Origin of the sequence: Massilia sp. Root335 (assembly GCF_001425685.1) — a bacterium.
GTDB classification, from domain to species: domain Bacteria; phylum Pseudomonadota; class Gammaproteobacteria; order Burkholderiales; family Burkholderiaceae_D; genus Telluria; species Telluria luteola.
In genome coordinates this window covers 375,797-396,599 of record NZ_LMCY01000003.1, presented here as the reverse complement: position 1 = coordinate 396,599, position 20,803 = coordinate 375,797, and the positions used below count along the sequence as shown (strand labels likewise).

17 protein-coding genes and 1 tRNA gene are annotated in these 20,803 nt (G+C 70.2%); 7 read left to right on the top strand and 11 right to left on the bottom strand.

The window, feature by feature from the left end; genetic code table 11:
- The 9 genes from ASC93_RS02140 to ASC93_RS02100 all read right to left on the bottom strand — a co-directional run.
- Positions 1-1,010: MFS transporter (locus ASC93_RS02140; RefSeq protein WP_229412572.1), on the bottom strand; the 1,010-nt coding region annotated here is incomplete at its 3' end.
- A gap of 28 nt (positions 1,011-1,038) precedes the next feature.
- The gene (locus tag ASC93_RS02135) at positions 1,039-1,563 is read right to left on the bottom strand and encodes a TssQ family T6SS-associated lipoprotein (protein WP_056436199.1); all 525 of its coding nucleotides are present in this window, start codon (positions 1,561-1,563) and stop codon (positions 1,039-1,041) included.
- Positions 1,564-1,577: 14 nt separating this feature from the next.
- Entirely contained in the window at positions 1,578-2,807 is a 1,230-nt protein-coding gene (locus ASC93_RS02130) for a hypothetical protein (protein WP_056436196.1), read from the bottom strand.
- A 124-nt stretch (positions 2,808-2,931) separates the two neighbouring features.
- Positions 2,932-4,344, bottom strand: a complete 1,413-nt coding sequence (gene dbpA / locus ASC93_RS02125) for an ATP-dependent RNA helicase DbpA (protein ID WP_056436193.1) — start codon at positions 4,342-4,344, stop codon at positions 2,932-2,934.
- A 62-nt stretch (positions 4,345-4,406) separates the two neighbouring features.
- Positions 4,407-4,682: a hypothetical protein gene (locus ASC93_RS02120; RefSeq protein ID WP_056436190.1), complete on the bottom strand. Its 276-nt coding sequence runs from the start codon at positions 4,680-4,682 to the stop codon at positions 4,407-4,409.
- A 63-nt stretch (positions 4,683-4,745) separates the two neighbouring features.
- A tRNA-Met gene (locus tag ASC93_RS02115) sits at positions 4,746-4,822 on the bottom strand.
- A gap of 184 nt (positions 4,823-5,006) precedes the next feature.
- A complete protein-coding gene (locus ASC93_RS02110) occupies positions 5,007-6,164 on the bottom strand; it encodes a class I SAM-dependent methyltransferase (RefSeq protein WP_056436187.1) in 1,158 nt (385 codons plus the stop codon).
- A gap of 11 nt (positions 6,165-6,175) precedes the next feature.
- Positions 6,176-6,388 carry a hypothetical protein gene (locus ASC93_RS02105; protein ID WP_056436912.1) on the bottom strand — a complete coding sequence of 71 codons (213 nt, stop codon included), beginning with the start codon at positions 6,386-6,388 and terminating at the stop codon, positions 6,176-6,178.
- Between the two features lie 38 nt (positions 6,389-6,426).
- Positions 6,427-10,293 carry an AAA family ATPase gene (locus ASC93_RS02100; RefSeq protein ID WP_056436186.1) on the bottom strand — a complete coding sequence of 1,289 codons (3,867 nt, stop codon included), beginning with the start codon at positions 10,291-10,293 and terminating at the stop codon, positions 6,427-6,429.
- Between the two features lie 233 nt (positions 10,294-10,526).
- On the opposite strand from ASC93_RS02100, the gene ASC93_RS02095 reads away from it, so the two are divergent.
- The gene (locus ASC93_RS02095) at positions 10,527-11,705 is read left to right on the top strand and encodes an IS110 family transposase (RefSeq protein ID WP_056436183.1); all 1,179 of its coding nucleotides are present in this window, start codon (positions 10,527-10,529) and stop codon (positions 11,703-11,705) included.
- 8 nt (positions 11,706-11,713) lie between these two features.
- On the opposite strand, the gene ASC93_RS02090 is transcribed toward ASC93_RS02095, so the two are convergent.
- Positions 11,714-12,982 (bottom strand): exonuclease SbcCD subunit D C-terminal domain-containing protein, encoded by a 1,269-nt coding sequence (locus tag ASC93_RS02090; protein WP_056436180.1) that lies wholly within the window; start codon positions 12,980-12,982, stop codon positions 11,714-11,716.
- Between the two features lie 136 nt (positions 12,983-13,118).
- Here ASC93_RS02090 and ASC93_RS02085 point away from each other — a divergent pair, with 136 nt between their 5' ends.
- From ASC93_RS02085 to yiaA, 6 genes are all read left to right on the top strand, one after another.
- A complete protein-coding gene (locus ASC93_RS02085) occupies positions 13,119-14,363 on the top strand; it encodes a winged helix-turn-helix domain-containing protein (RefSeq protein WP_056436177.1) in 1,245 nt (414 codons plus the stop codon).
- A 244-nt stretch (positions 14,364-14,607) separates the two neighbouring features.
- Positions 14,608-15,231 carry a hemerythrin domain-containing protein gene (locus tag ASC93_RS02080; RefSeq protein WP_056436173.1) on the top strand — a complete coding sequence of 208 codons (624 nt, stop codon included), beginning with the start codon at positions 14,608-14,610 and terminating at the stop codon, positions 15,229-15,231.
- 105 nt (positions 15,232-15,336) lie between these two features.
- Positions 15,337-18,027, top strand: a complete 2,691-nt coding sequence (locus tag ASC93_RS02075; protein WP_056436171.1) for a DUF349 domain-containing protein — start codon at positions 15,337-15,339, stop codon at positions 18,025-18,027.
- A 20-nt stretch (positions 18,028-18,047) separates the two neighbouring features.
- Positions 18,048-18,527 (top strand): molybdopterin synthase catalytic subunit MoaE, encoded by a 480-nt coding sequence (gene moaE / locus ASC93_RS02070; RefSeq protein ID WP_056436170.1) that lies wholly within the window; start codon positions 18,048-18,050, stop codon positions 18,525-18,527.
- The gene (crcB, locus tag ASC93_RS02065) at positions 18,512-18,895 is read left to right on the top strand and encodes a fluoride efflux transporter CrcB (RefSeq protein ID WP_229412571.1); all 384 of its coding nucleotides are present in this window, start codon (positions 18,512-18,514) and stop codon (positions 18,893-18,895) included. The genes moaE and crcB overlap by 16 nt, the downstream gene beginning before the upstream one ends.
- Before the next feature lie 82 nt (positions 18,896-18,977).
- Positions 18,978-19,403: an inner membrane protein YiaA gene (yiaA, locus tag ASC93_RS02060; protein WP_056436168.1), complete on the top strand. Its 426-nt coding sequence runs from the start codon at positions 18,978-18,980 to the stop codon at positions 19,401-19,403.
- 22 nt (positions 19,404-19,425) lie between these two features.
- Here the strand turns inward: yiaA and ASC93_RS02055 are convergent, their stop codons facing one another.
- Positions 19,426-20,751 carry a voltage-gated chloride channel family protein gene (locus ASC93_RS02055; RefSeq protein ID WP_056436905.1) on the bottom strand — a complete coding sequence of 442 codons (1,326 nt, stop codon included), beginning with the start codon at positions 20,749-20,751 and terminating at the stop codon, positions 19,426-19,428.
- Between the last annotated feature and the right edge of the window lie 52 nt (positions 20,752-20,803).

Below are 20,803 nucleotides of genomic sequence, written 5' to 3'. Positions count from 1 at the left end.
CCCATCAGCGGCGAGCCGATCGCCAGGACGATCGGGAACGGCAGCAGCGCCGCGCCCGCCTGCTTGGCCGTGTAGTGCAGGGCCTGGATCAGCACATAGGGCACGAGCAGCATCAGCGCGCCCAGCGCGCCGTACAGCAGGAACGTCATCAGGTTCAGGCCGGAGAAACCGTGCGACCCGAACAGTTTCAGCGGCAGCATGGCCTTGTCGCCGGCGCGCCGCTCGACCCACAGGAACGCGAGCAGGACGACGACGCCGGCCGCCATCGCCAGGCTGGACGTCGTCGTCACGCCCTTGTCGGCCGAGGCGGCGGCCAGTCCCCACGTCAGGCAGCCGAGGCCGGCGCTGGCCAGCAGGGCCCCGGCCGGATCGAGCGCGACCGGCTTGTCGCCGCGCGGCACGCGCACGTAGCGCCAGCCGAGCAGCATCGCCAGCGCCGCGATGGGCAGGTTGATGTAAAAGACGGCGCGCCAGCCAACCGTGTCGATCAGCCAGCCGCCGAGCAGCGGCCCGATGGCGCCCGCGGCGGCGCCGGCCGCGGCCCAGATCCCGATCGCGCGGCCGCGCGCCTTGCCTTCGAATGTGGCGCCGAGGATGGCGAGGCTGTTCGGCAGCAGCAGGGCGGCGCCGACGCCCTGCAGCACGCGCCCGCCGACGAGCAGCCACAGGCGTGGCGCCCACGCGCACAGCAGCGAGGCGAGCGCGAACGCCGCGATGCCGGCAAGCAGGATGCGGCGCCGGCCGTAGCGGTCGCCGGCGGCGCCGCCCAGCAGTAACAGGGAACTCAGCGGCAAGAGATAGCCGCTGACCACCCACGACAGGTTCGCGCCCGCACCGCCCAGGTCGTGGCCGATGGCGGACAGGCCCACGTTGACGACCGAGCCGTCGATGAACGCGAGGCTGCTGGCCAGGATCGACGTGGCCAGCACGAGGTTCGGATGCGCGGCATGGCCGCTGGCCGGGGTGCTGTCGGCCAGCGGGCGGTCGCAGTGGGCGGGCACGGTGCTCATGTGGCGCGCGGTCCGGGGCCGGCCGCGGTCAGCGCGGCGTGGCCGCCTGTTTGGCCTTGGTGAACACGGGCCCCCACAGCGGATGGCCGTGCTCGCCCGGCGCCAGGTCGAACGACGGATCGAGCCGCAACGCGCGGTCGAACGCCTGCCGGCACGGGCCCGGCCGCGACGTCACGCAATAGCTGAAGGCCATGTATTTCAGGGCCGTGAGGCGCGTGGCGAGCGGGCCGTTGTTGACGTCGCGCGCGGACAGGCGCCGGATCGCGCCGTTGTAATCGCCGTCGTTGTACAGGCGGATGCCTTCCTGCAAGCCGGCGCTTGGGGCCGGCGTCTCGTCGCGGTCGCGGTCGCGCGGCCTTTCCCTGGGACGCGACGGCGGTTCGCGCGGCGGCGGCGCCTCCCGTTCCACCGGCGCGACCGCCTTCGGATGGCTGGGCGTGCGCGCCGGTTTCCTGTCGAAGCCGGGAAAGTCGGCGCACCCGCCGAGCAGGGCGGCCGTGACGGCCAGCAGCACGGCGTGGACGAGGGGACGGGCGGGGCGCTGGATAGTCATGGGTCTCCGGGCGGTCATCGGGACTCGTCGTTGAAGTCGACGCCGATCAGGCCATCGCCGCTCGCCGTGTCGACCTCGAGCACGCGGTCGTGGAAATTCGGGTTCGTGACGCGGATCGCGTGGCGGCCGGGCGTCAGCACGAGGCGTTTGACGGGCGGGCTGACGCCGCGGTCGACGCCATCCACGTAGACGATGCCCCAGGGCTGGATTTGCAGCCTGTACAGATTGCCGTTCGGCGTCACGACGACGCCCGGCAGGCGGCTCGCAGGCAGCGGGCGGTCTTGCGCGCCGGCAGCTGCCAGGGCGGCCGCCGGCGCCGCGGCGGCGCCGTCGGCGGTGGGGCCGGCCGCGTTCGCGTCGGGCGCCACCGATGCCTGGGGCGCCGAGGCGGGATAGCCCGCGCTGCTTTCCGTCGCGCTGCCTGCCGGATTGGGACCGTTGTCTGCGGCGCGTGTCCCGTCGCCTTGCTGCGGCAGGGTCAGCACGATGTGGTCGAAGGAGCCCGTGTCGCGCATCTCGGCGAACATGGTGACGACGAGCGCGACGAGGACCGCGCCGCCGCCCGCCGCGACGGCCCAGCGTTGCCAGCGGCTCAGGCTGAATGCCCGGCGCGGCCGTTCGGCGCCCTGCATGAAGGCGGGCAGGCCGGCGCCGCCGGACGCCGCCGCACGCAGGGTGCCGGCGTCAGGCGCGACGGCAGGTGGATCTGCGGGGCCCGGCTGCGGCGCGACGGCGTCCGGTGCCGCGTGCATGTGCGGTACCGCCGCGGCGCCCACGGCCGGCCCGAGCGGGACGATGCCGAGCAGGTCGCGCAATTCCCCGATGCTGCGCGGACGGCGCGCCGGGTCGGGATCCATGCAGCGGTCCACGGCCGTGACGAGGGAGTCGCTATAGCCCTCCGCCCGGCCTGCCAGCGGTCCGGCGGGCGCGAGCTCGTGCGTGATCGCGTAATGGACGATGCGCGCCAGCGCGTTCAGGTCGTCGCTCTCCTGCGCGTCCGGCGGGCCGACGTCGGTGGGGATGAGCAGGGGCTCGCCATTTTCGTGGAACACGATCGTGTCGGGCGTGATGGCGCGATGCGGCATGTGCATCGCGTACTGCAATTCGAGCGACTGCAGGATCTGGCGGAAGATCTTGCGGCACCAGACCTCGTTGACCTGCTCGGGACTGTATTCGACGATGTCCCTGACGGTGCGGCCTTCGAGGTGATGCTGCTCCGGTCCGATGGTAGTTAGGCTGGTCATTTTGCTAAGGCATGGGCTTGGCAAAATCATGCCAGATTTGGAGGTCCCATGCCCCGCGCTCTGCTCAACCGTGCGCGCCTGTTACAAATGTTACAAAGTGGCCGGCCGCGCAGGCGGCCCTGGCTCAGTCTTCGATGAAGCGCATCTTGAAGTTGCGGCCCTTGATGACGCCGAAATCCGGGCCCAGCGGATTGCCGTCGTTCAGCCGGTCGAATGCCTGGTGCGCGATGCGGCGGTCGAGCGCGACGTAGCTGACGAATTCGAAGATATTGATCTTGCCGACCTGTTCCTTCAGCAAGCCCGCATCGCCGGTCAGCGCGCCCAGCAGGTCGCCGGGCCGCAGCTTGTCCTTCTTGCCGCCCGACACGCACAGCGTCACCATCGGCGCCGGATCGACCACAGCGTCGGCATCGTCGCCAAGCTCGGCGAGGGCGTGCCACTCGGCCGTGAAGCCCTGCGCGTCCTCGATCAGCCGGACCCAGCGTTTTTCGTTCGGCGCGCACAGCGACAGCGCCAGGCCGGCCGCGCCCGCGCGTCCCGTCCTGCCGACGCGGTGCACGTGCACTTCCGGGTCCTTGGAGACGTCCACGTTGATGACCGCTGCCAGCCCGGCGATATCGATGCCGCGCGCCGCGACGTCGGTGGCGACGAGCACCGCGCAACTGCGGTTGGCGAAGCGCACGAGCGTCTCGTCGCGCTCGCGTTGTTCCATTTCGCCGTACAGGGCCAGCGCGGAAAAGCCGCGCTCGCGCAGCGCGTCGGCCACCTCGCGGCAGCGCGCCTTCGTGTTGCAGAACGCGATCGCGGACTCGGGCCGGTGATGCCGCAGCAACTGCGCCACGGCATCCACGCGCCCGTCGAAGCCGATCTCGTAGAAGCGTTGCTCGATGCGGGCCGGCGCGTGCGCGGTGTCGACCGCCACGTCGAGCGGATCGCGCAGGAAGCGTGCGGTGGCGACGCGGATGTCGTCGGGATAGGTCGCGGAGAACAGCAAGGTCTGGCGATGCGCGGGGCAGGCGTGCACGATCGCGGCGATCTCGTCGTAGAACCCCATGTCGGTCATCCGGTCGGCTTCGTCCAGCACGAGGGTGCGCAGGCGCGCGAGGTCGAGCGTGCCGCGCTGCAGGTGATCGCGGATGCGCCCTGGCGTGCCGACGACGATGTGCGCGCCGAATTCCAGGCTGGCGATCTGCGGCCGCATCGGGATGCCGCCCGTCAGCACGACGACCTTGACGTTGCCGATGCCGCGCGCCAGCCGGCGCAGCTCGTTCGCGACCTGGTCGGCCAGCTCGCGCGTCGGGCACATGACGAGGCCCTGCACGGCGAACAGGGTCGGATTCAGTTTCAGCAGCATGCCGATGCCGAACGCGGCCGTCTTGCCGCTGCCCGTCTTTGCCTGCGCGATCAGGTCGCGGCCTTCGAGGGCCAGCGGGAGCGTGGCCGCCTGCACGGGCGTCATCTGTTTATAGCCGAGCTGGTCCAGGTTGGCCAGGAAGGGAGCTGCCAGCAGCAGCGAGGAAAAGGCGGTGTCGGACATGTCGTCGGCCGCGCCCGAGCGCGGCGGTTGGTTTGCCGCGTCGGGCGGCGTTTGGTTGCCGCTCAGGCCGCCGGCTTCCAGACAGGCAAGCCGGTCAGGTCGAGATCGGGATCGTGTTTCCAGACCGGCAGACCGGTCGCATCCGTGTGCGCCAGGTCGACCAGCATCAGTTGTTCCTGCTTCGGCAACGTGCGCCGCGCGCGGGTGCGTTTGGGTGCCGGCGCAGGGTCGGCGGAAGGATCGAACGGCGCAGCGGCAGAGACAGCGGCGGTATCGTCGTGCGGCGCCGGCTCGAAGCCGGGCAGGTCGAAGGTCGCGTTGTCTTTCTTGTCTCTCATGCGCTGCACTGGCCCAGAAAACAAAAGCCCGGCTGCAAGAGTCGGGCTTGTTGTTACGGTATTTGGTTGCGGGGACAGGATTTGAACCTGTGACCTTCGGGTTATGAGCCCGACGAGCTGCCAGACTGCTCCACCCCGCGTCTGAGAACGCTATTTTAACCGGTTCGGCGCCGAAGCGCAAATCGGGTTGCACAGTTGCTCATTCGGCGCGTGCGTACACGGCGTTCGGCCGCGCGCGTCATCCGGCGTTTGCGCATGGCGCTTCGGCCACGCCCGTCATCCGGCACGTGCGCACGCGGCGCTCCGGCCACGCCCGTACCGCATTCATGCCGCGCGCAGGCGCCACAGCGACGTCACCTCGGCCATGCGCGCCGCCGCCAGGGGATCGTCGGGATCGCTGGCCTTGGCATGCGTGGGACGGATGTCATGGCGGCCGGTGACGTCCAGGCCCGCATCGCTTATCCAGCCGAGCAATTGATCGCGCGAACGCAGACCCAGGTGCTCGGCCAGGTCGGACAGGATGAGCCAGCCTTCGCCATTGGCGCGCAGATGCGCCTTCAGTCCGGCGAGAAAGCCCCTGAGCATGCGGCTGTCCGGATCGTAGACGGCGTATTCGATGGCGGAACTCGGCTTGCCCGGCAGCCAGGGCGGATTGCAGACGACGAGGTCGGCGCTGCCCTCGGGATACAGGTCGGCCCGCACGACTTCCACCTGCCCGGCGAGGCCGAGGCGCTCGACGTTGGCGCGGGCGCAGCCGAGTGCGCGCTCGTCCATGTCGGTGGCGAGCACGCCTTGCAGGCCGCGGTGCGCCAGCACGGCCGACAGCACGCCGGTGCCGGCGCCGATGTCGAACGCGAGCTTGGCGTCCGCCGGCAGCGGCGCCTGCGCGACGAGCTCGACGTATTCGCCGCGCACGGGCGAGAACACGCCGTACCAGGGGTGGATACGCTCGTCGAGGGCCGGGATGAACACGCCCTTGCGGCGCCATTCGTGCGCGCCGATCACGCCCAGCAGTTCGCGCAGCGACGCCACGTACGGCTCGGCCGCCGGCCCATACGCTTCCGTGCACGCCTCGTGCACGTCGGGCGCCCGGCGCAGCGGAATCGCGTGGCCGGCATCGAACGGGACCAGGAGCATTGCCAGCGTGCGTGCGCGCTGCAGTTGCGCGAGGCGGTGGCGGTGGAATTGTTCGGTGAGCGACGTGGCGGCCTTGCCGGGCTTGGCGCGCCGGGCCCGCGGGCCCTTGTGGTCGACGCGGCGCACGAGCGCCTGCAGCAACTGGCGCGCGTTCTGGAAGTCGCCGCGCCACAGCAGCGCGGTGCCGTCCAGCGCGAGACGCCAGGCCGTGTCGGCATTCATCGTGTCGTCGGCGAGCACGACCTTGCGGGGCGCCGGCCAGCCGCTTTCCGAGCGCCAGTGCGCCGAGCGTTCCTCGCCGTGTTCGATCCAGTGGATGCGCGCCGCGCCGTCGTGAGTCGTCATCGCCGTTCCGATCAGTGGTGGTGATGCCAGTGGAGTTCGTTCGACTCGACGAAGGATTTCACCGCATCGGGGTTGCCGGTCGCGTGGCGCTTGATCTCGCCGCATTCGCAAATGCCCTGGTAGGGCTGGACGTGCGAGCAGGCGGACACTTTTTGCAGGGTGAGCTTGACCGGCTTGGCGCATTTGGCGCACTTGAAGGTCAGGAAGCGGGCGGGTTTGGACATGATGAGTAAGAACAACGGGTCAATGGAAGGCGCGCATTTTAGCATTGCACCGTCACGGCGCTGCTGCCGCCACCCGCCGGGCGCACGAGTACCTTGGTGGCGATCCGCTCCGTCATTTCCTGCACGTGCGAGATCACGCCGACCTTGCGGCCCAGCGATTGCAGCGCGTCCAGCGCATCCATCGCCACGCCCAGCGTGTCGCTGTCCAGGCTGCCGAACCCCTCGTCGATGAACAGGGACTCCACCTTGACGCGATTCGACGACAGCGACGCCAGGCCCAGCGCGAGCGCCAGCGAGACGAGGAACGATTCGCCGCCCGACAGCGAATTCACGGAGCGCACTTCGCCGCCCATGTCCTGGTCGCGCACCATCAGCGCGAGCGACGGACCGGCCATGTTGACGACGCGCTCCAGCCGGTAGCGCCGCGCCAGTTGCGCGAGGTGGGTGTTGGCATAGCCGAGCAGTACGTCGAGCGTGAATTGCTGGGCGTAGTTGCGGAATTTCTTGCCGTCGGCCGAGCCGATCAGCTCCGCCAGCTTCGCCCACCGGTCTTCGACGGCTCGCTGGCGTTCGATCTCCGCCATCATCGAGCGTGCCCGTTCGCGGCGCTGCTCGTCCTCGCGGATGCGCATGGCCAGGCCGGCGGCCGACTCGTGCGCCGCATCGCGTTCGGCCTGGGCACGGCGCAGTGCGGCGGCGACCGTGTCGACGTCGTGCGGCGGTGCCTGCGTGAAGGCCGGCACGGCCTCGGCCGCCTCGCGATCCCCGTCCGCATCGGGTTGTGCGTCGTCCGCGTTCGCCTCCGTACCCGCCGGCACCGCCTCCTCGCGTACGCTTTCGTGCTGCTCGCGCTGCGTGCGGCGTTCGGCCAGCACGGCCGTCGCCTGGCGCACGGCCGTGTCCAGTTCCTGCAGGACGGCGCGCTCCTGGGCAATCCAGCCGGCGCCGACCTGGAGCAGGGCGGCCAGTTGCTGTTCGTTGGATACGCTCTCCAGCGCCGGGTCGCTGCCGTCGAATTCCTGGATCCACAGCGCCAGGCGCTCGCCGGCATCGGCCAGTTCGCCTTGCAGGTCGGTGATGCGCGCGGCGGCCTGGGTTTGCGCGGCGCGCACCCGCGCTTCCGCCTGGGCCGCCTGCAGGCTCGCCGCCTGGCATGCGTTCAATGCGTTGCGCGCGGCGCTCACCGCGGCGGCGTGCAACTGTTCGACGTCGCGCGCGGCACGGCCTTCGAACAGTTCCCCGCGCTCCGTGCGGCGCGCGGCCAGTTCCGCGTCCAGGCGGGCGAATTCGCCGTCCGCTTCCGCGAGGCGTTCGGCGGCGTGCTGCACGCGCGTTGCCAGCGCCGCGTGTTCGGCCTCGAGGGTGCCGATGGCGCCCTGCAGCCGGGCCTGGCGCGCGGCCTGGTCGTTCCACTCGCGGGCTTCCTCGGCGCGGGCCTCGCGCCAGCCGGCCGGATCGCGCTGCCAATGGTCCTGCCAGCCGTCGCCGCAAGCCTCGGCCAGCACCGGATCGAGTTCGGCCAGCAGCTCGGCCAGCGCGGCGGCGGCAGCTTCGCGCCGCGCGGCCAGCGCCGCGATCTCGGCATCCAGCCGGGCCAGCGTGCCCTGGGCCGTCTGGGCCGCGTCGAGCAGGCGCGCGTGTTCACGGTTGGCATGGTCCCAGGCCTGCTGGGCGGCATCGCGCGCCAGCACGGCGCGGCGCAGGTCGGCGTCGCGCGTTTCCAGGCTTTCGTAGGACGTGCGCAGCGCGGCCAGTTCGGCCGCCAGCCAGCGCCCGCGGGCGTCGAGGCCGTCGTCGTCCGGGGCTTCGGCCGCGAGCGGATTGTCGGCCCATTCGGCATCCAGCTGGGCGAGCGCGGCGCACAGCCCGTCGCGCTCGCGCGCCAGCGTCGCCAGCCGTTCGCCGGCCGCGTCGAACGCCGCGCGCTGGCCGGCCTGCCGGTCGACGTTGGCGCGCTGCTCGGCGCGGCGCCCGGCCAGCTCGGCGGACAGGTTGTCGAGGACGGCGTGCAGCCGGTCGTCCTGGTGGCGGTAAGGATGTTCGGTGCCACCGCACACGGGACAGGCGTCGCCGTCCACGAGCGTGGCGCGGAGTTTTTCGACGCCGTCGGCGCAGGCCAGCTGGGCCGCCTTGAGCATGCGTTCGGCCTGGGCCACGGCCGCGTCCAGCGCGATGCCGGCGCCGCGTGCCGCGTCGAGGCCCTCGTGCGCGCCCGTACGCGCCTGCGAGGCCTGGGCCGCCTGCGCGTCGAGGTCGGCCAGGCGGCCGCGGTTGGTACGCAGCGCCTGCCACGTGTGGTCGAGCGAAGCGAGGTGTTCGCGCCGCTTGTCGAGCGTGCGGCGTTCCGCGCGCAGGGCGTCGGCGTCGATGCCGTCCAGCGCCTCGGTCGCATGGCGGCGCGCGGCCTCGTGCACGTCGAGCAGTTCGATCGACGCGGCCAGTGCGTGCGCCGTGCGCTGGGCCATGGCCGCGGCCTGCTCGGCGCCGGCCCTGGCGTCATCCAGTGCCCGGGCGCTGGCGCCGTCCTGGCGCGCGGCCTGCTCGGCCTGGGCCAGGCGCTGGTCCCAGCGCGTCCATTGCGTGGCCTGCGACGCGCGACTGCCGTGCGCGGCGAGCCAGGCGCCCGTGTCGTGCAGGGCGCGCCGGCTTGCCTCCAGTTCGGCCGCCTTGGCCTGCAGGGCGGCCTGGGCCCGGGTCGATTCCGTGCGCATGCCGTCCAGCGCCGCGCGGGCCTTGGCGTGGGCCGGCGCCAGCGTGTCCAGCGTGGCGTCGAGGGCTTTCGCGCGGTCCAGTTGCGGGGCGGCGGCGCGCTGCGCATCCTCGGCCGCTTCCAGCTTGCGCTCCGCGTCCATCAGGCCGCGCGCGGCCTGCTGCTGGGCGTCGAGGGCGCGTGCCAGGTCGTGTTCGCTGGCGGCCAGTTGCGCCTGCACCTGGCGCTGTTCGCCGGCGAGGCGGTTCAGGTCGGCCACGAGGGCGCGTGCCGGCTGCACGGCGTCCAGCGTGGCCAGGCGGCGCCGGCGCTCGGAGGCCGCATCGACCGCGGCGCGGGCGTGCGCGAGCGCGCCGTCCGCCTGGGCTTCGGCAGCACGCAGGCGGTCCAGCTCCTGGTGCCAGCGCAGTTGCCGCTCGAGACCGGCCCGGCGCGTTTCGGCAGCCGCCAGCGTGGCTTGCGCGGCGGCGTGCCCGGCGTCGAGTTCGGCCCGTGCGTCCGGGCTCAGCGGTGCATGGTCCTGCAGGCGCGCGGTGAGGCGGCGCATGGCTTCCTGCTCCAGCCGCCAGCGCTCGTAGGCGCGGCGCGAGATGTCGCTGTAGACGGCGCTGCCCGTCAGCGTCTCGAGCAGTTCGCCGCGTTCGTTGTCGTCGGTGCGCAGGAACGCGGAAAACTCGTTCTGCGCCAGCAGCACGGAGCGGGTGAACTGTTCGAACGACAGGCCGATGCGGCGCTCGACCTCGGCCAGCACCTCGGTCTTGGTGCCGCCCAGCGGTTGCAGGCCGGGCAGTTGCTGCAGGCTCATCGTGGACGGCTGCAGGGCGCCGGCGGCGCGGTTGCGCGAGCGCCGCACGCTCCAGCGCGCGCGGTAGCGCTGCTCGTCGTTGCCGACGAAATCGACCTCGGCGAAGGCGTCCGCCGTGCCGCGCCGCATCAGGGTGCGGCGGTCGGCCACGGACAGCGTTTCGTCGCCGACGTCGGGCAGGTAATTGCCCACGCGCGGCCCCTTGATGAGGCGCGGGGTCGCGTCGTACAGGGCCAGGCACAAGGCGTCCAGCAGGGTGCTCTTGCCGGCGCCGGTCGGGCCGCTGATGGCGAACAGGCCGGCGGTCGCCAGCGGTTCGCTCTCGAAGTCCACCTCGAACTCGCCCGCCAGCGAGGCCAGGTTCTTGCCGCCGATGCGCAGGATCTTCATGCGGCCCTACCTTTCTCAGTACCGTGCAAACGGTGCCGAATGTCGATTGTCCAAGATTGCGTCCGGCTGCGGACGGGGATGGTTTTCATGCTGGCTGCCATCGATGGCTCAGGAGGCACATCCCCCCGTTCCGCTATTTCCTGTTGACCGCTGATTAGGCTATGCGAGCGATCGCTGTGTAGGGCGAGGCAGGCAATCAGGAAAGGCTGAGCCACGTAAAAGGGAGGCCACTGATGAGCACGTTTGTCGGTATTGATATTGCCAAGGAAATCCATTGGGCCTGTGCGGTCGATTCCGTTGGCAGGGTAGTGTTGAACCGGAAGGTGATGAATACGCCCGTCGATTTGACCCTGCTGGTCGAGGAGTTGAGCAAGCTTGCCCAGCCCTGCCGGGTGGGCATTGATGTGCTGGGCGGGATTGCAGCCTTTGCCCAGGCGGTGTTGCTGCACGCCGGCGTCGAGCTGGTCCATATCCCGGGCCTGGCGGTCAACCGTGCCCGCCAAGGAACGGTCGGCGGCGAAGCGAAAAGCGATCCGCGTGATGCCCGCGTCATTGCCGACCAGGTCCGGACGCGGAGCGACTTGCGCCCAGTCGTGGCTGAGACTGAACTGGACATTGAAATCCGTTTGCTGGTGTCGCACCGGGCCGACCTGACGCAGGAGCAGACCCGCCGCATCGCGCGCATGCATGATTTGCTGGTCGGTATTTTTCCTGAACTTGAACACCGGATCGACATGACGACGAAGATGGGTTTGCGCCTGCTGGCCTGCGCTGTCACGCCGGAAGAGTTTCGAACTCTGAGCCTGAGCGATTTGCTGACGGCGTTGGGTTCGACCGGCAAGCGCACCTGTGGGCAAGAGCTGGCGATGGCTGCGCGGGCGGCGGCACTGCGGCAAGCTACCGTCGTGCCGGGCAGCCGTACCGTGGGCCGGTTGATCAAGGAACTGGCCGAGGAGTCTCTCGCAGCCGTCGCCAGACTTGACCGGATCGACGGCGAACTCGAAGAATTGTTGCGACGCCACCCTGACGCGGCCCTCATCCGCAGCCTGCCCGGGATGGGGGCCATCATGACGGCGGAATTCATCGCCGAGGTTGGGCAGATCAGCCGCTTTCGATCCGGCGACGCGCTGGCCGCTGCAGCCGGCCTCGCGCCCGTGCTCAAACAATCCGGCAAGACGCGTTGGCTCAAGCGCCCGCTGGGCGGCAACAAGGGGCTCAAACGCGTCTTCTATCAATCCGCCTTCGCGTCCCTGCGATGTCCCGCCAGCCGCCAGTTCTACGACCGAAAACGGCGCGAGGGCAAGCGCCATCATCAGGCCATCATCGCGCTGGCGCGCCGGCGTGTGAACGTCCTGTGGGCCATGCTCACCTACCGCCGCCCCTTCGATCCAACGCCCACCGAGTTTGCTTGACAAAGACATTAGGCTGCCTCCCGGTTCCTGGCGGTGCCGTCCGCCGGCAGCAGCAGCTCGGTGAACGCGGCCAACTGATCGTCCGGGGCATCGTCGCCGAAGCGCTGCTGCCACAGGAGGCGGAAGATATCGTCCGGCTGCAGCTGCGCGAGCTGGTCCAGGCTCAGTGCCGGCTCCACGCCGGCCGTCGTCGCGACGCGGCGCGTCGGTTCGATCTTCGCCAGGCGCACCGGCTTGCCTTCCAGCGCGGCCTCGACCTGGGCACGCAGGCCCGGCTCGGGCGCGTCGAGCAGCACGCGCACTTCCAGATATGGCCAGGCCTCGCGCGGCAGGTCCGGCAGGTCGAGGGCGACCAGTTCCGCGATCGCCTGCTTGACGGGCGCCGGGCTGGCCGGCACGCGCAGCAGCTCGACGGCGCGCGGCACGTGCAGGGGCGCGATGGCGGCGGCGCGCGTGCCGTCGAGGTCGATGCGCAGCACCTGGTGTTTGTAGCCGACTTCGGCGAACGACAGGGGGAGGGGACTGCCGCAATAGCGCAGGTGATCCTGCTGTCCGACGCGCTGGGCCAGGTGCAGGTGGCCCAGCGCCGCGTAGGCGATGTCCGGGCCGAACATGGATGCGGGCAGGGCCTCGGTGCCGCCGATGACGATGCGCCGCTCGGAGTCGGGCGACGCGTCGCCGCCGACCATGTGGCAATGGCCCATCGCCAGGATCGCCTGCCCCTCGCCGGCGCGCGCGCGCGCCAGTTCGCAGGCCTGCTGGTAGAGCAGCCGGATGCCGGCCAGGTAGGCGTCGAACGCGTCGTCCGTTGCCGGCGCGGCGACGCGGGGCACGTCGCCGGGACGCAGGAACGGGATCGCCACGCACCAGGCCCGCACCTGGCCGTCCGCGCCGGTCAGCGGCACGATGAAACGTTCGAGGTCGATGCTGCCTTCGGCGTCGCGCGTGACGTGGCCGACGACGCGCGTACCGTGCGCTTCCAGCAGCGGCCCGGGCGCTTCGAGCCGGCCCGGCGAATCGTGGTTGCCGGCGATGACGACGATGTCCAGCCGGGGCGAGCGCGCCCGCGCCTGCTGCAGGAAGCGGTACAGCTGGCGCTGCGACGCGGCGGACGGGTTCGCGTTGTCGAACACATCGCCGGCGATCAGGAGGACGTCCGCTTCCTCGGCGACGATCGTGTCGAGCAGCCAGTCGAGGAAGCACTGGTGCTCGTAGGTCCGGTCGAAATTGTGCAGGGTCTGGCCGAGGTGCCAGTCTGATGTGTGCAGCAGCCGCATGATCGTTAGGAAATCCGCAACAGGGTTGAGCCAGGGCGCCAACTATAGCGCAGACGGCGGGATACTGTAAAAAAAACCAGTACTTTTTTCTCGGCGACCCGTACAAATGTTGATGGGATGTCACTAGAATGTGCGGATGAGCGAACCAATTTTGACTCCCGCTGTCGCCCGATCCCTGCACCTGGCGGCCCAGGGCATGCTGCAGGCGAAGCGCGCCCGCGCCACGAAGGACGACGTGCTGGCCGCGATCCGGCGCATGGGCGTGTTGCAGATCGACACCATCAGCGTCGTCGCGCGCAGTCCCTATCTGGTGCTGTGGAGCCGCCTGGGCGACTACGATCCCTACTGGCTCGACCAGTTGCTGGCCGAGGGCCGGCTGTTCGAGTACTGGGCGCACGAGGCGTGCTTCATTCCGATCGAGGATTATGGCCTGTACCGGCACCGGATGGTCGATCCCGGCTCGCTCGGGTGGAAGTACGCGGGGACGTGGCTGGCGTCGCACCGGGACGAGGTCGAGCGCGTGCTGGCCCACATCCGCGCGAGCGGTCCGGTGCGCTCGGCCGACTTCGAGCGCACCGACGGCAAGGCCGGCGGCTGGTGGGAATGGAAGCCGGAAAAGCGCGCGCTGGAAGTCCTGTTCACGACGGGCCGGCTGATGATCGCCCGCCGCCAACAGTTTCATCGCGTGTACGACCTGGCCGAGCGCGTGCTGCCGGGGTGGATTGATGCCCGCATGCCGCCGGTCGAGGCGACGCGGCGCGAGTTCGTGCTGCGGGCCGTGCGCGCCCTGGGCGTCGCGAAGGCGGCCTGGATCCCGGACTACCACCGGACGAAGCCGCCGCACCTCGATCCGCAGGCGCTGGCCGACGAAGGCCTGCTGCTGCGCGCCCGTGTCGAGGGGTGGAAGGAGCCCGTGTACGTCCACCCGGACCACGCCGGATTGCTCGAACAGGCGGCGCGCGGCGCCCTGCAGGCGACGCTGACCAGCGTCTTGTCGCCGTTCGATCCCATCGTCTGGGACCGCCGCCGGGCGCTCGACCTGTTCGGCTTCGACTACCGGCTGGAGTGCTATACGCCGGCCGCAAAGCGGCGCTACGGCTATTTCACGTTGCCGCTGCTGCGGCGCGGGGCGCTCGTCGGCCGCGTCGACGCCAAGGCGCATCGCAAGGCCGGCGTGTTCGAGCTGAAATCGCTCGTGCTGGAGCCCGGCGTGCGCGTCAGCGAGCGCTTCGTGCGCGACCTGGCCGCCGCGTTGGGCCGGTGCGCGCGCTGGCATGGCTGCCCGCAGGTCGTGCTCACGCAGGCGGAACCGGCCGAGGTTGCCGCGCCGCTGGCCGCCGCGCTGGACCCGACGCTCGCGGCCCCGCTGGCCGCAGCCTAGCGGCGCTATCGGCATGCAAAATGGGCAGAGCTCCATTTGTCATAGATCAAACAGGTGCCCGTCCGGCCTCCTTACACTAGACCTTCCTTCAGGCCGATGACAACGATAGGGCACGCCGATGCCCAAGAGCACCACAGGCCTGTCAACAACGCTCCCACGGACTCTGCATCGCGCCGCGCTTGCCAGGCGGACGGACGGTTTTTGATGGGGCGGAACTCACTCGTGAGAAAAAGGTGGAGACCGAATGCTGACATCGACTTATACCCTCGTCGCCCTGTCCGTCGAACAGACGACCGTGCGCGCGGCCCTGCAGTCGCTGCTCGACGAACTGAGCGCGCTGCCGGGTGACTTCAGCACGCTGGCCGCCGGCCGGGCGGCGCAGCTGTGCGCCACCCTGCGCCAGGCCTATGACAATTGTCATTGGCGCAAGCTCGACAAATTCCTCGTGCCGGCCCTGCGCCGCAGCACGGCGGCAGCCGACGGCTTGCTGGCGGAGCTCGAACGGCTCAGCGGCCAGGCGGCCGCCGCGATGGGCGCGGCCGAAGCCTGCGTCGGCGCGGCCGACCATCCGGTGCCGCGCGACGTGTTCTGCGACGCCGTCGAGTGCTGCGTCGCGGCGCTGCGCAGCCGGCTGGAGCGCGAGGAACACGAGCTGTTCCCGCTGGCGCGGGCGGCGGTCGGCGGCGACGCCTGGTTTGCGGTCGCCAACCAGATGCTGGCCCACGATGCGTATGCGCAGGAACACCGCGGCGACCCGCGCCGTCCGCGCCGCGAGCTGGTCGGGCATGCCGGCCAGGCGGCCCAAGGGCGCGATCCGCTGCAGCCCGAATTCGGCCGCCGGCACGAGATACTGACCGCCGCTCACTGAGATCGAGAGGCGATGGCGAACATGTTGCTCGCACGCCCAGGGCTGGCGTTACGGGGCCATCAGGGTTCTTTGCTATGATGGCGATTTTGGAAGTGCGATTTCATCATGTTCGAGTTCCTATTCAAGCGGCCGGGCGACAAGCCCGGCGACAAGCCGGCCGGGCAGGGAGCACAAGCGGGGGCGCAAGCGGAACCGTCCGCATCCGCCTCCACGCAGGCGTCCAATCATCAACGTACGGCCCAGGCTGAAAAGCTGAGCCGCCTCGGCGATGACGAAGCCGCCGCGGTGGAATTCATCCTCCAATGCGAATTTTCCGAACTGCGGCTTTCCGCCGCCGAGTTCGTCCATAGCCCGGCGCAGCTCGAGCGTGTCCATACCGCGATGCGCAATACCGATCGCCGCGTCGCCAAGCTGATGCAGTCGCGCCTCGATGCGCACCGTCACCGCGAGGCCGAGCACCGGCGCGCCCAGGGCGCCGTCGAGCACGCCGAGTCGCTCCTCAAGGATACCTTGCTGACGCCGAACCACGTGGCCGACCTGGACCGCAAATGGTCCGTGATTTCCGCGCCCGAGCTCGATGCCGCCTTCCAGGCCGCGCGCGCCGCGCTGGCCCGGCGCCTGGAAGCGCAGGTGGCCCTGCAGCGCGCCATGATCGACCGCGTGGCCGCGTTGCGCCAGCTGGGCGCGGCCGGACTGTCCGCGGCCGAACTGGCCCGGCGCCTCGACGCGCTGGCGCAGGAACAGGACGCCGCCATGCGCTCGCCCGAGCATCCGTCGCTGCCGCGCACCCTCGTGGCGGAGGTCACGACCGAGATGCAGAAGCTGCGGGCCGGCTTGCAGGTGCAGGAAGCGGGGCAGGCCGCGCTGGCGGCACGCGGCGCGTTCCTCGACGCCCAGCAGGCCAGGCCCGTTGCCGAACTGAACGCGGAGGCGTTGCGGCGCGAATGGAAGGCCCTCCCGCCGCCGCCCCAGGTGGACGAGGCCGCCGAGCTGCAGCGTCGCTTCGACGCCTTGCTGGCCACGCTGCCGCAGCCCGAGCCGCGCAAGCCGAAGGAAGCGCGCGCGCCAGCGCCGGAAGGCGGTCACGCCGGCGGCAAGGCGATCGGCAAGGAAGGCAACAAGGACAACAAGGACAGCAAGGACAGCAAGGACAGCAAGGACAGCAAGGACAGCAAGGACAGCAAGCCGCGCGGCGCCGACCAGCATTTCATCGATACGATGGATGCGATGGAAGCGGCCTTGCAGCAGGGTTCGCTGGGCGCCGCCGCCGACCACGACAAGACGTTGAAGGACGCGCGCGAAAAGGGCATGCGCCTGAGTCCGGCCCAGTCCGACCGCCTGACCCATCTGCGTGCCGAGCTCAAGCGCCTGTCCGACTGGGCGCGCTGGGGCGGCAACGTGTCGCGCGAAGAACTCATCAAGACGGTCGAATCCCTGTCCACGCAAAACCTGGCGATGAGCGAGCTGGCCAAGAAGGTCGGCAGCATGCGCGACCGCTGGAAGGCGCTCGACAGCCTGTCCGGCGCCGCGCCCAAGAGCTTGTGGGAGCGTTTCGACGCCGCCTGCACGGCCGCCTATGCGCCGGCCGCGGCCCACTTCCGCCACCTGGCCGACGAGCGTCATGCGAACGCGGCGCGCGGCCAGGCGCTCGTCGACGAAGCGCAGGCCGAGATCGCGCGCCTGCGCGACGGCAGCGCCGAATGGAAGCACGTGGCCGGCACCGTCCAGCGGCTGCGCCTCGCGTGGAGCCACCTGGGCGCCATCGACCGCAAGGAAAAGAAACGCCTGGATGCCCAGTTCACGGATGCGCTGAACGTGCTGCAGGGACCGCTCGAAGAGCAGCGCAAGGCGGAAATGGCCGAGCGCGAAGCCATCATCGAGGAAGCGGCCGCCATCGATCCGCACGACCGCCATGCGATCGACGCGATGCGCGCGCTGCAGCAGCGCTGGCAGGAGCATGCGCGCGCGCTGCCGCTCGAGCGCAAGAGCGAGCAGGCGCTGTGGCAGCGTTTCCGCGCCGTGTGCGACGACGTGTTCCAGCGCCGCAAGGAGACGATGCACGAAGCGGACATCGAGCGCCGCGCCCACGAGGCCGCCAAGGAAGCGATCAGCGCGCGGCTGGAAGCGGCCGCCGCCGACGCCACCCCGGCCGCGGCCGCCAAGCTGCTGCGCGAGGCGCAGGCGGAGTGGCAGGCGATCGGCCCGGTGCCGCGCGCCCACGAGGCCCGTGTCGAAAAACGCTTTCACGCGGCCGTGGCGCACGTTCAACAGCATGTCGACCAGGCCCGCCGCGCCGCCGGCGTCGCCCAGGCGGGCATGTTGCGCGACAAGCTGCGCCTCGTGCAGGAGGTCGAGGATGCCGTCGCGTCGGCCGCCGCCTTCGACACCGACTGGGAGGCTCGCTGGACCGCGTTGCCGGCGCTCGACGCCGAGATGGAACGCGTGCTCCGGACCCGTTTCGACGCGGCCCTGGCCGCGCTGCTCGGCAGTCCGGAAGCAAGGGCCGCCTATGCGCGCGAGCTGGAAGACAACCGCGCCACGCTGTTGCATGACCTGCTGCGCCTGGAGATCGGCGCCGGCATCGACAGCGGTCTGGAATTCGCGCGCGAGCGCCTGAAATTGCAGGTCGAGGTGCTGCAATCCTCGCTCAAGGCCGGACACGGCGCGGGCCGCGGCGCCCAGGGCGGCGCGGGGACCCGCCTGCGCGACCTGTACGCGCTGCCGGCCCTCGTCGACGCGCGCACGGCGTCGCGCATCGAGCAGCTGGCGCTGCGCCTGGCCAAGGAGGGCAAGTGAACGGGCAAGTGAACGCGCAAATGAGCGGGCAACTGCGGGACACTACCGAGATCCGCGTCGAGAGCGCCGACTTCGACGTGAGTACCGAGCTCGCGCGCCTGCGCGCCGGCGACGCGCGCGTGGGAGCCGTCGTCAGCTTCGTCGGCACGGTGCGCGACATGAACGACGGCGACAGCGTGGCCGAGCTCGAGCTGGAGCATTATCCGGGCATGACGGAGCGGGCCCTGCACGACATCGTCGAGCAGGCGCGCGGCCGCTGGCCGCTGTACGGCGTCGTCGTCGTCCACCGCATCGGTCCGATGCGGCCGCTGGACCAGATCGTCCTCGTCGCCTGCACGGCCGCGCACCGTGGCGAAGCGTTCGCGGCCTGCGAATTCATCATGGATTACCTCAAGACGGACGCGCCGTTCTGGAAGAAGGAGCAGACGCCGAACGGCGCGCGCTGGGTCGATGCGCGCGTGACGGACGATACGGCCCGGGCCAAGTGGGCCAGCCGCTGAGCTGGATCGCGGTCGCCGTCGGGGCGGCCCTCGGCGCCTGGCTGCGCTGGGGCCTCACCATCCTGCTCGGGCAACTGCACGCCCACATCCAGCTGGGGACGCTCGTCGCCAACCTCGTCGGCGGCTACCTGATCGGGCTGGCGCTCGGATTCTTCGATACGCTGCCCGCATTGTCCCCGGCGTGGCGCCTGTTCGTCATCACGGGCTTCCTCGGCGGCCTGACGACGTTTTCCAGCTTTTCCGGCGAAGCGATGGTGTTGCTGCAACGGGGCCATTACAGCTGGGCATTGACGCATTCGGCACTGCACCTGCTGGGGTCGATCGGGTTCTGCATAGCGGGATATGCTACCTGGCGTGCCATTGCCTGATACCTCGTGCGTGTTCGCTTGCGCGCAAGGTGCTGGCGTTGCAATCTGGCAAAGTCCTATTTTCATTTAAAAGGAGAACGCCATGAACCAGCATCCGTCCGCGCGTCCGAGCCCCGCCTTCGTCGGCGCATCCTGGTGCGCCATGATCGTCGGCATCCTCGCTTATCTTGCCGGTCTGTGGAATGCACAGATGCAGCTCAACGAAAAAGGGTATTACCTGACCATCCTGCTGTACGGCTGCTTTGCCGCCGTGTCGCTGCAAAAGACCTTGCGCGACCGCGCCGAGAGCCTGCCGGTGACGGGTATGTACGTCGGGCTGTGCTGGGTCTCGTTGATCGCGGCCGTGGGGTTGCTGACGGTCGGCCTGTGGAATGCCACGCTGATGCCGAGCGAGAAAGGGTTTTATGCGATGTCGTTCGTGCTGACCCTGTTCGCCATCGTCGCCGTGCAGAAGAACGTGCGCGATCTCGCCGCGGCGGGCGAGGCCCCGCTGGCGCAGCAGGCCTGACCGGGTCGAGCGTGATGCGCGGTCAGGACGTGCCCGGCGGCTGACGGTGCGCGGCCAGGTCGGCGAGGCGCGTGTCCGCCGGCGGCGGCGCCGCCCGCCACCGATGCTTGGCCTGGCCGATGCGCTGGGCCCGGTAAATGCCCGTGTGGCCGGAAAACAGATAGGCCAGCACGCACCCGACGGCCGCATACACGCCCACGTCCGCGCCGAACAGCTCGATCGCCATCAGGGTCGACGCGATCGGCGTGTTGGCCGCGCCGGCGAACACGGCCACGAAGCCGACGCCGGCCAGCAGCGCGATCGGCAGGTGCAGCAGCGGCGCCAGCGCATTGCCGAGCGTGGCGCCGATGTAGAACAGCGGCGTCACTTCGCCGCCCTTGAAGCCGCTGCCCAGCGACGCGACCGTGAAGACCATCTTGCCCGCGAAATCCCAGGGGGCCAGCGGTTGCGTGAACGCGGCCTGGATGGTCGGGATGCCGAGGCCGATGTAGCGGTCCGCGCCAAGCGTCAACGCACAGGCCGCGACGACGATGCCGCCCAGCAGCGCACGCAGCGGGCCATACGATATGCGCCGCTTCATCCAGCTCGACAGTGCGTGGGTGCAATCCGCGAACAGCTTGCCCGCAAGCCCGAACAGGGCGCCCGCGCTGGCGACGGCCGCCAGCGGCCAGGCCGCGAGCACCGGCACGGCGGCAATCGCATAGTGCGTGTGGTGGATGCCCAGCGGCTGGCTCCACAGCAGGCAGACCTGGTCGCCGGCGACGGCGGCCACGAGGCAGGCGAGCAGGGCGTCGTAGCGCAGCCGTCCGATGGCCAGCACTTCCAGGCCGAAGATGGCGCCCGCCAGCGGCGTGCCGAACACGGAGGCGAAGCCGGCGCTGATGCCGGCCATCAGGACGATGCGCCGGTCCTCGTGTTTCAGCCTGAACACATGCGTGAGCTGGTCCGCCAGCGCGCCGCCCATCTGCACGGCCGTGCCCTCGCGCCCCACGGAGGCGCCGAACAGATGCGAGACGACGGTGCCGCCCAGCACGAGTGGGGCCATGCGCAGCGGAATCACTTTCCTGGGATCGTGGATTGCGTCGATCAGCAGGTTGTTGCCGGCCTCGACGGCGCTGCCGAAGCGCAGGTACAGCCAGGCGACGCCGAACCCGGCCAGCGGCAGCAGGGCGATCAGCCAGCGGTGGGCGATGCGCGTGCCGGTCGCCCAGTCGAGCGCGAACAGGAAGAAGGCGGACGCGGAGCCGGACAGCAGCCCGACGGCGAGGGCGAGCAGCAGCCACTTCGCCATGTATGGCAGCAGGCGCAGCGGTTCGTCGACATGTCTGGATAAGAAGGAGGGGGGCATGTCGAACATTTTATCGCAGCAACATTAAACGACCCGTGGCCGCGTGTTCACA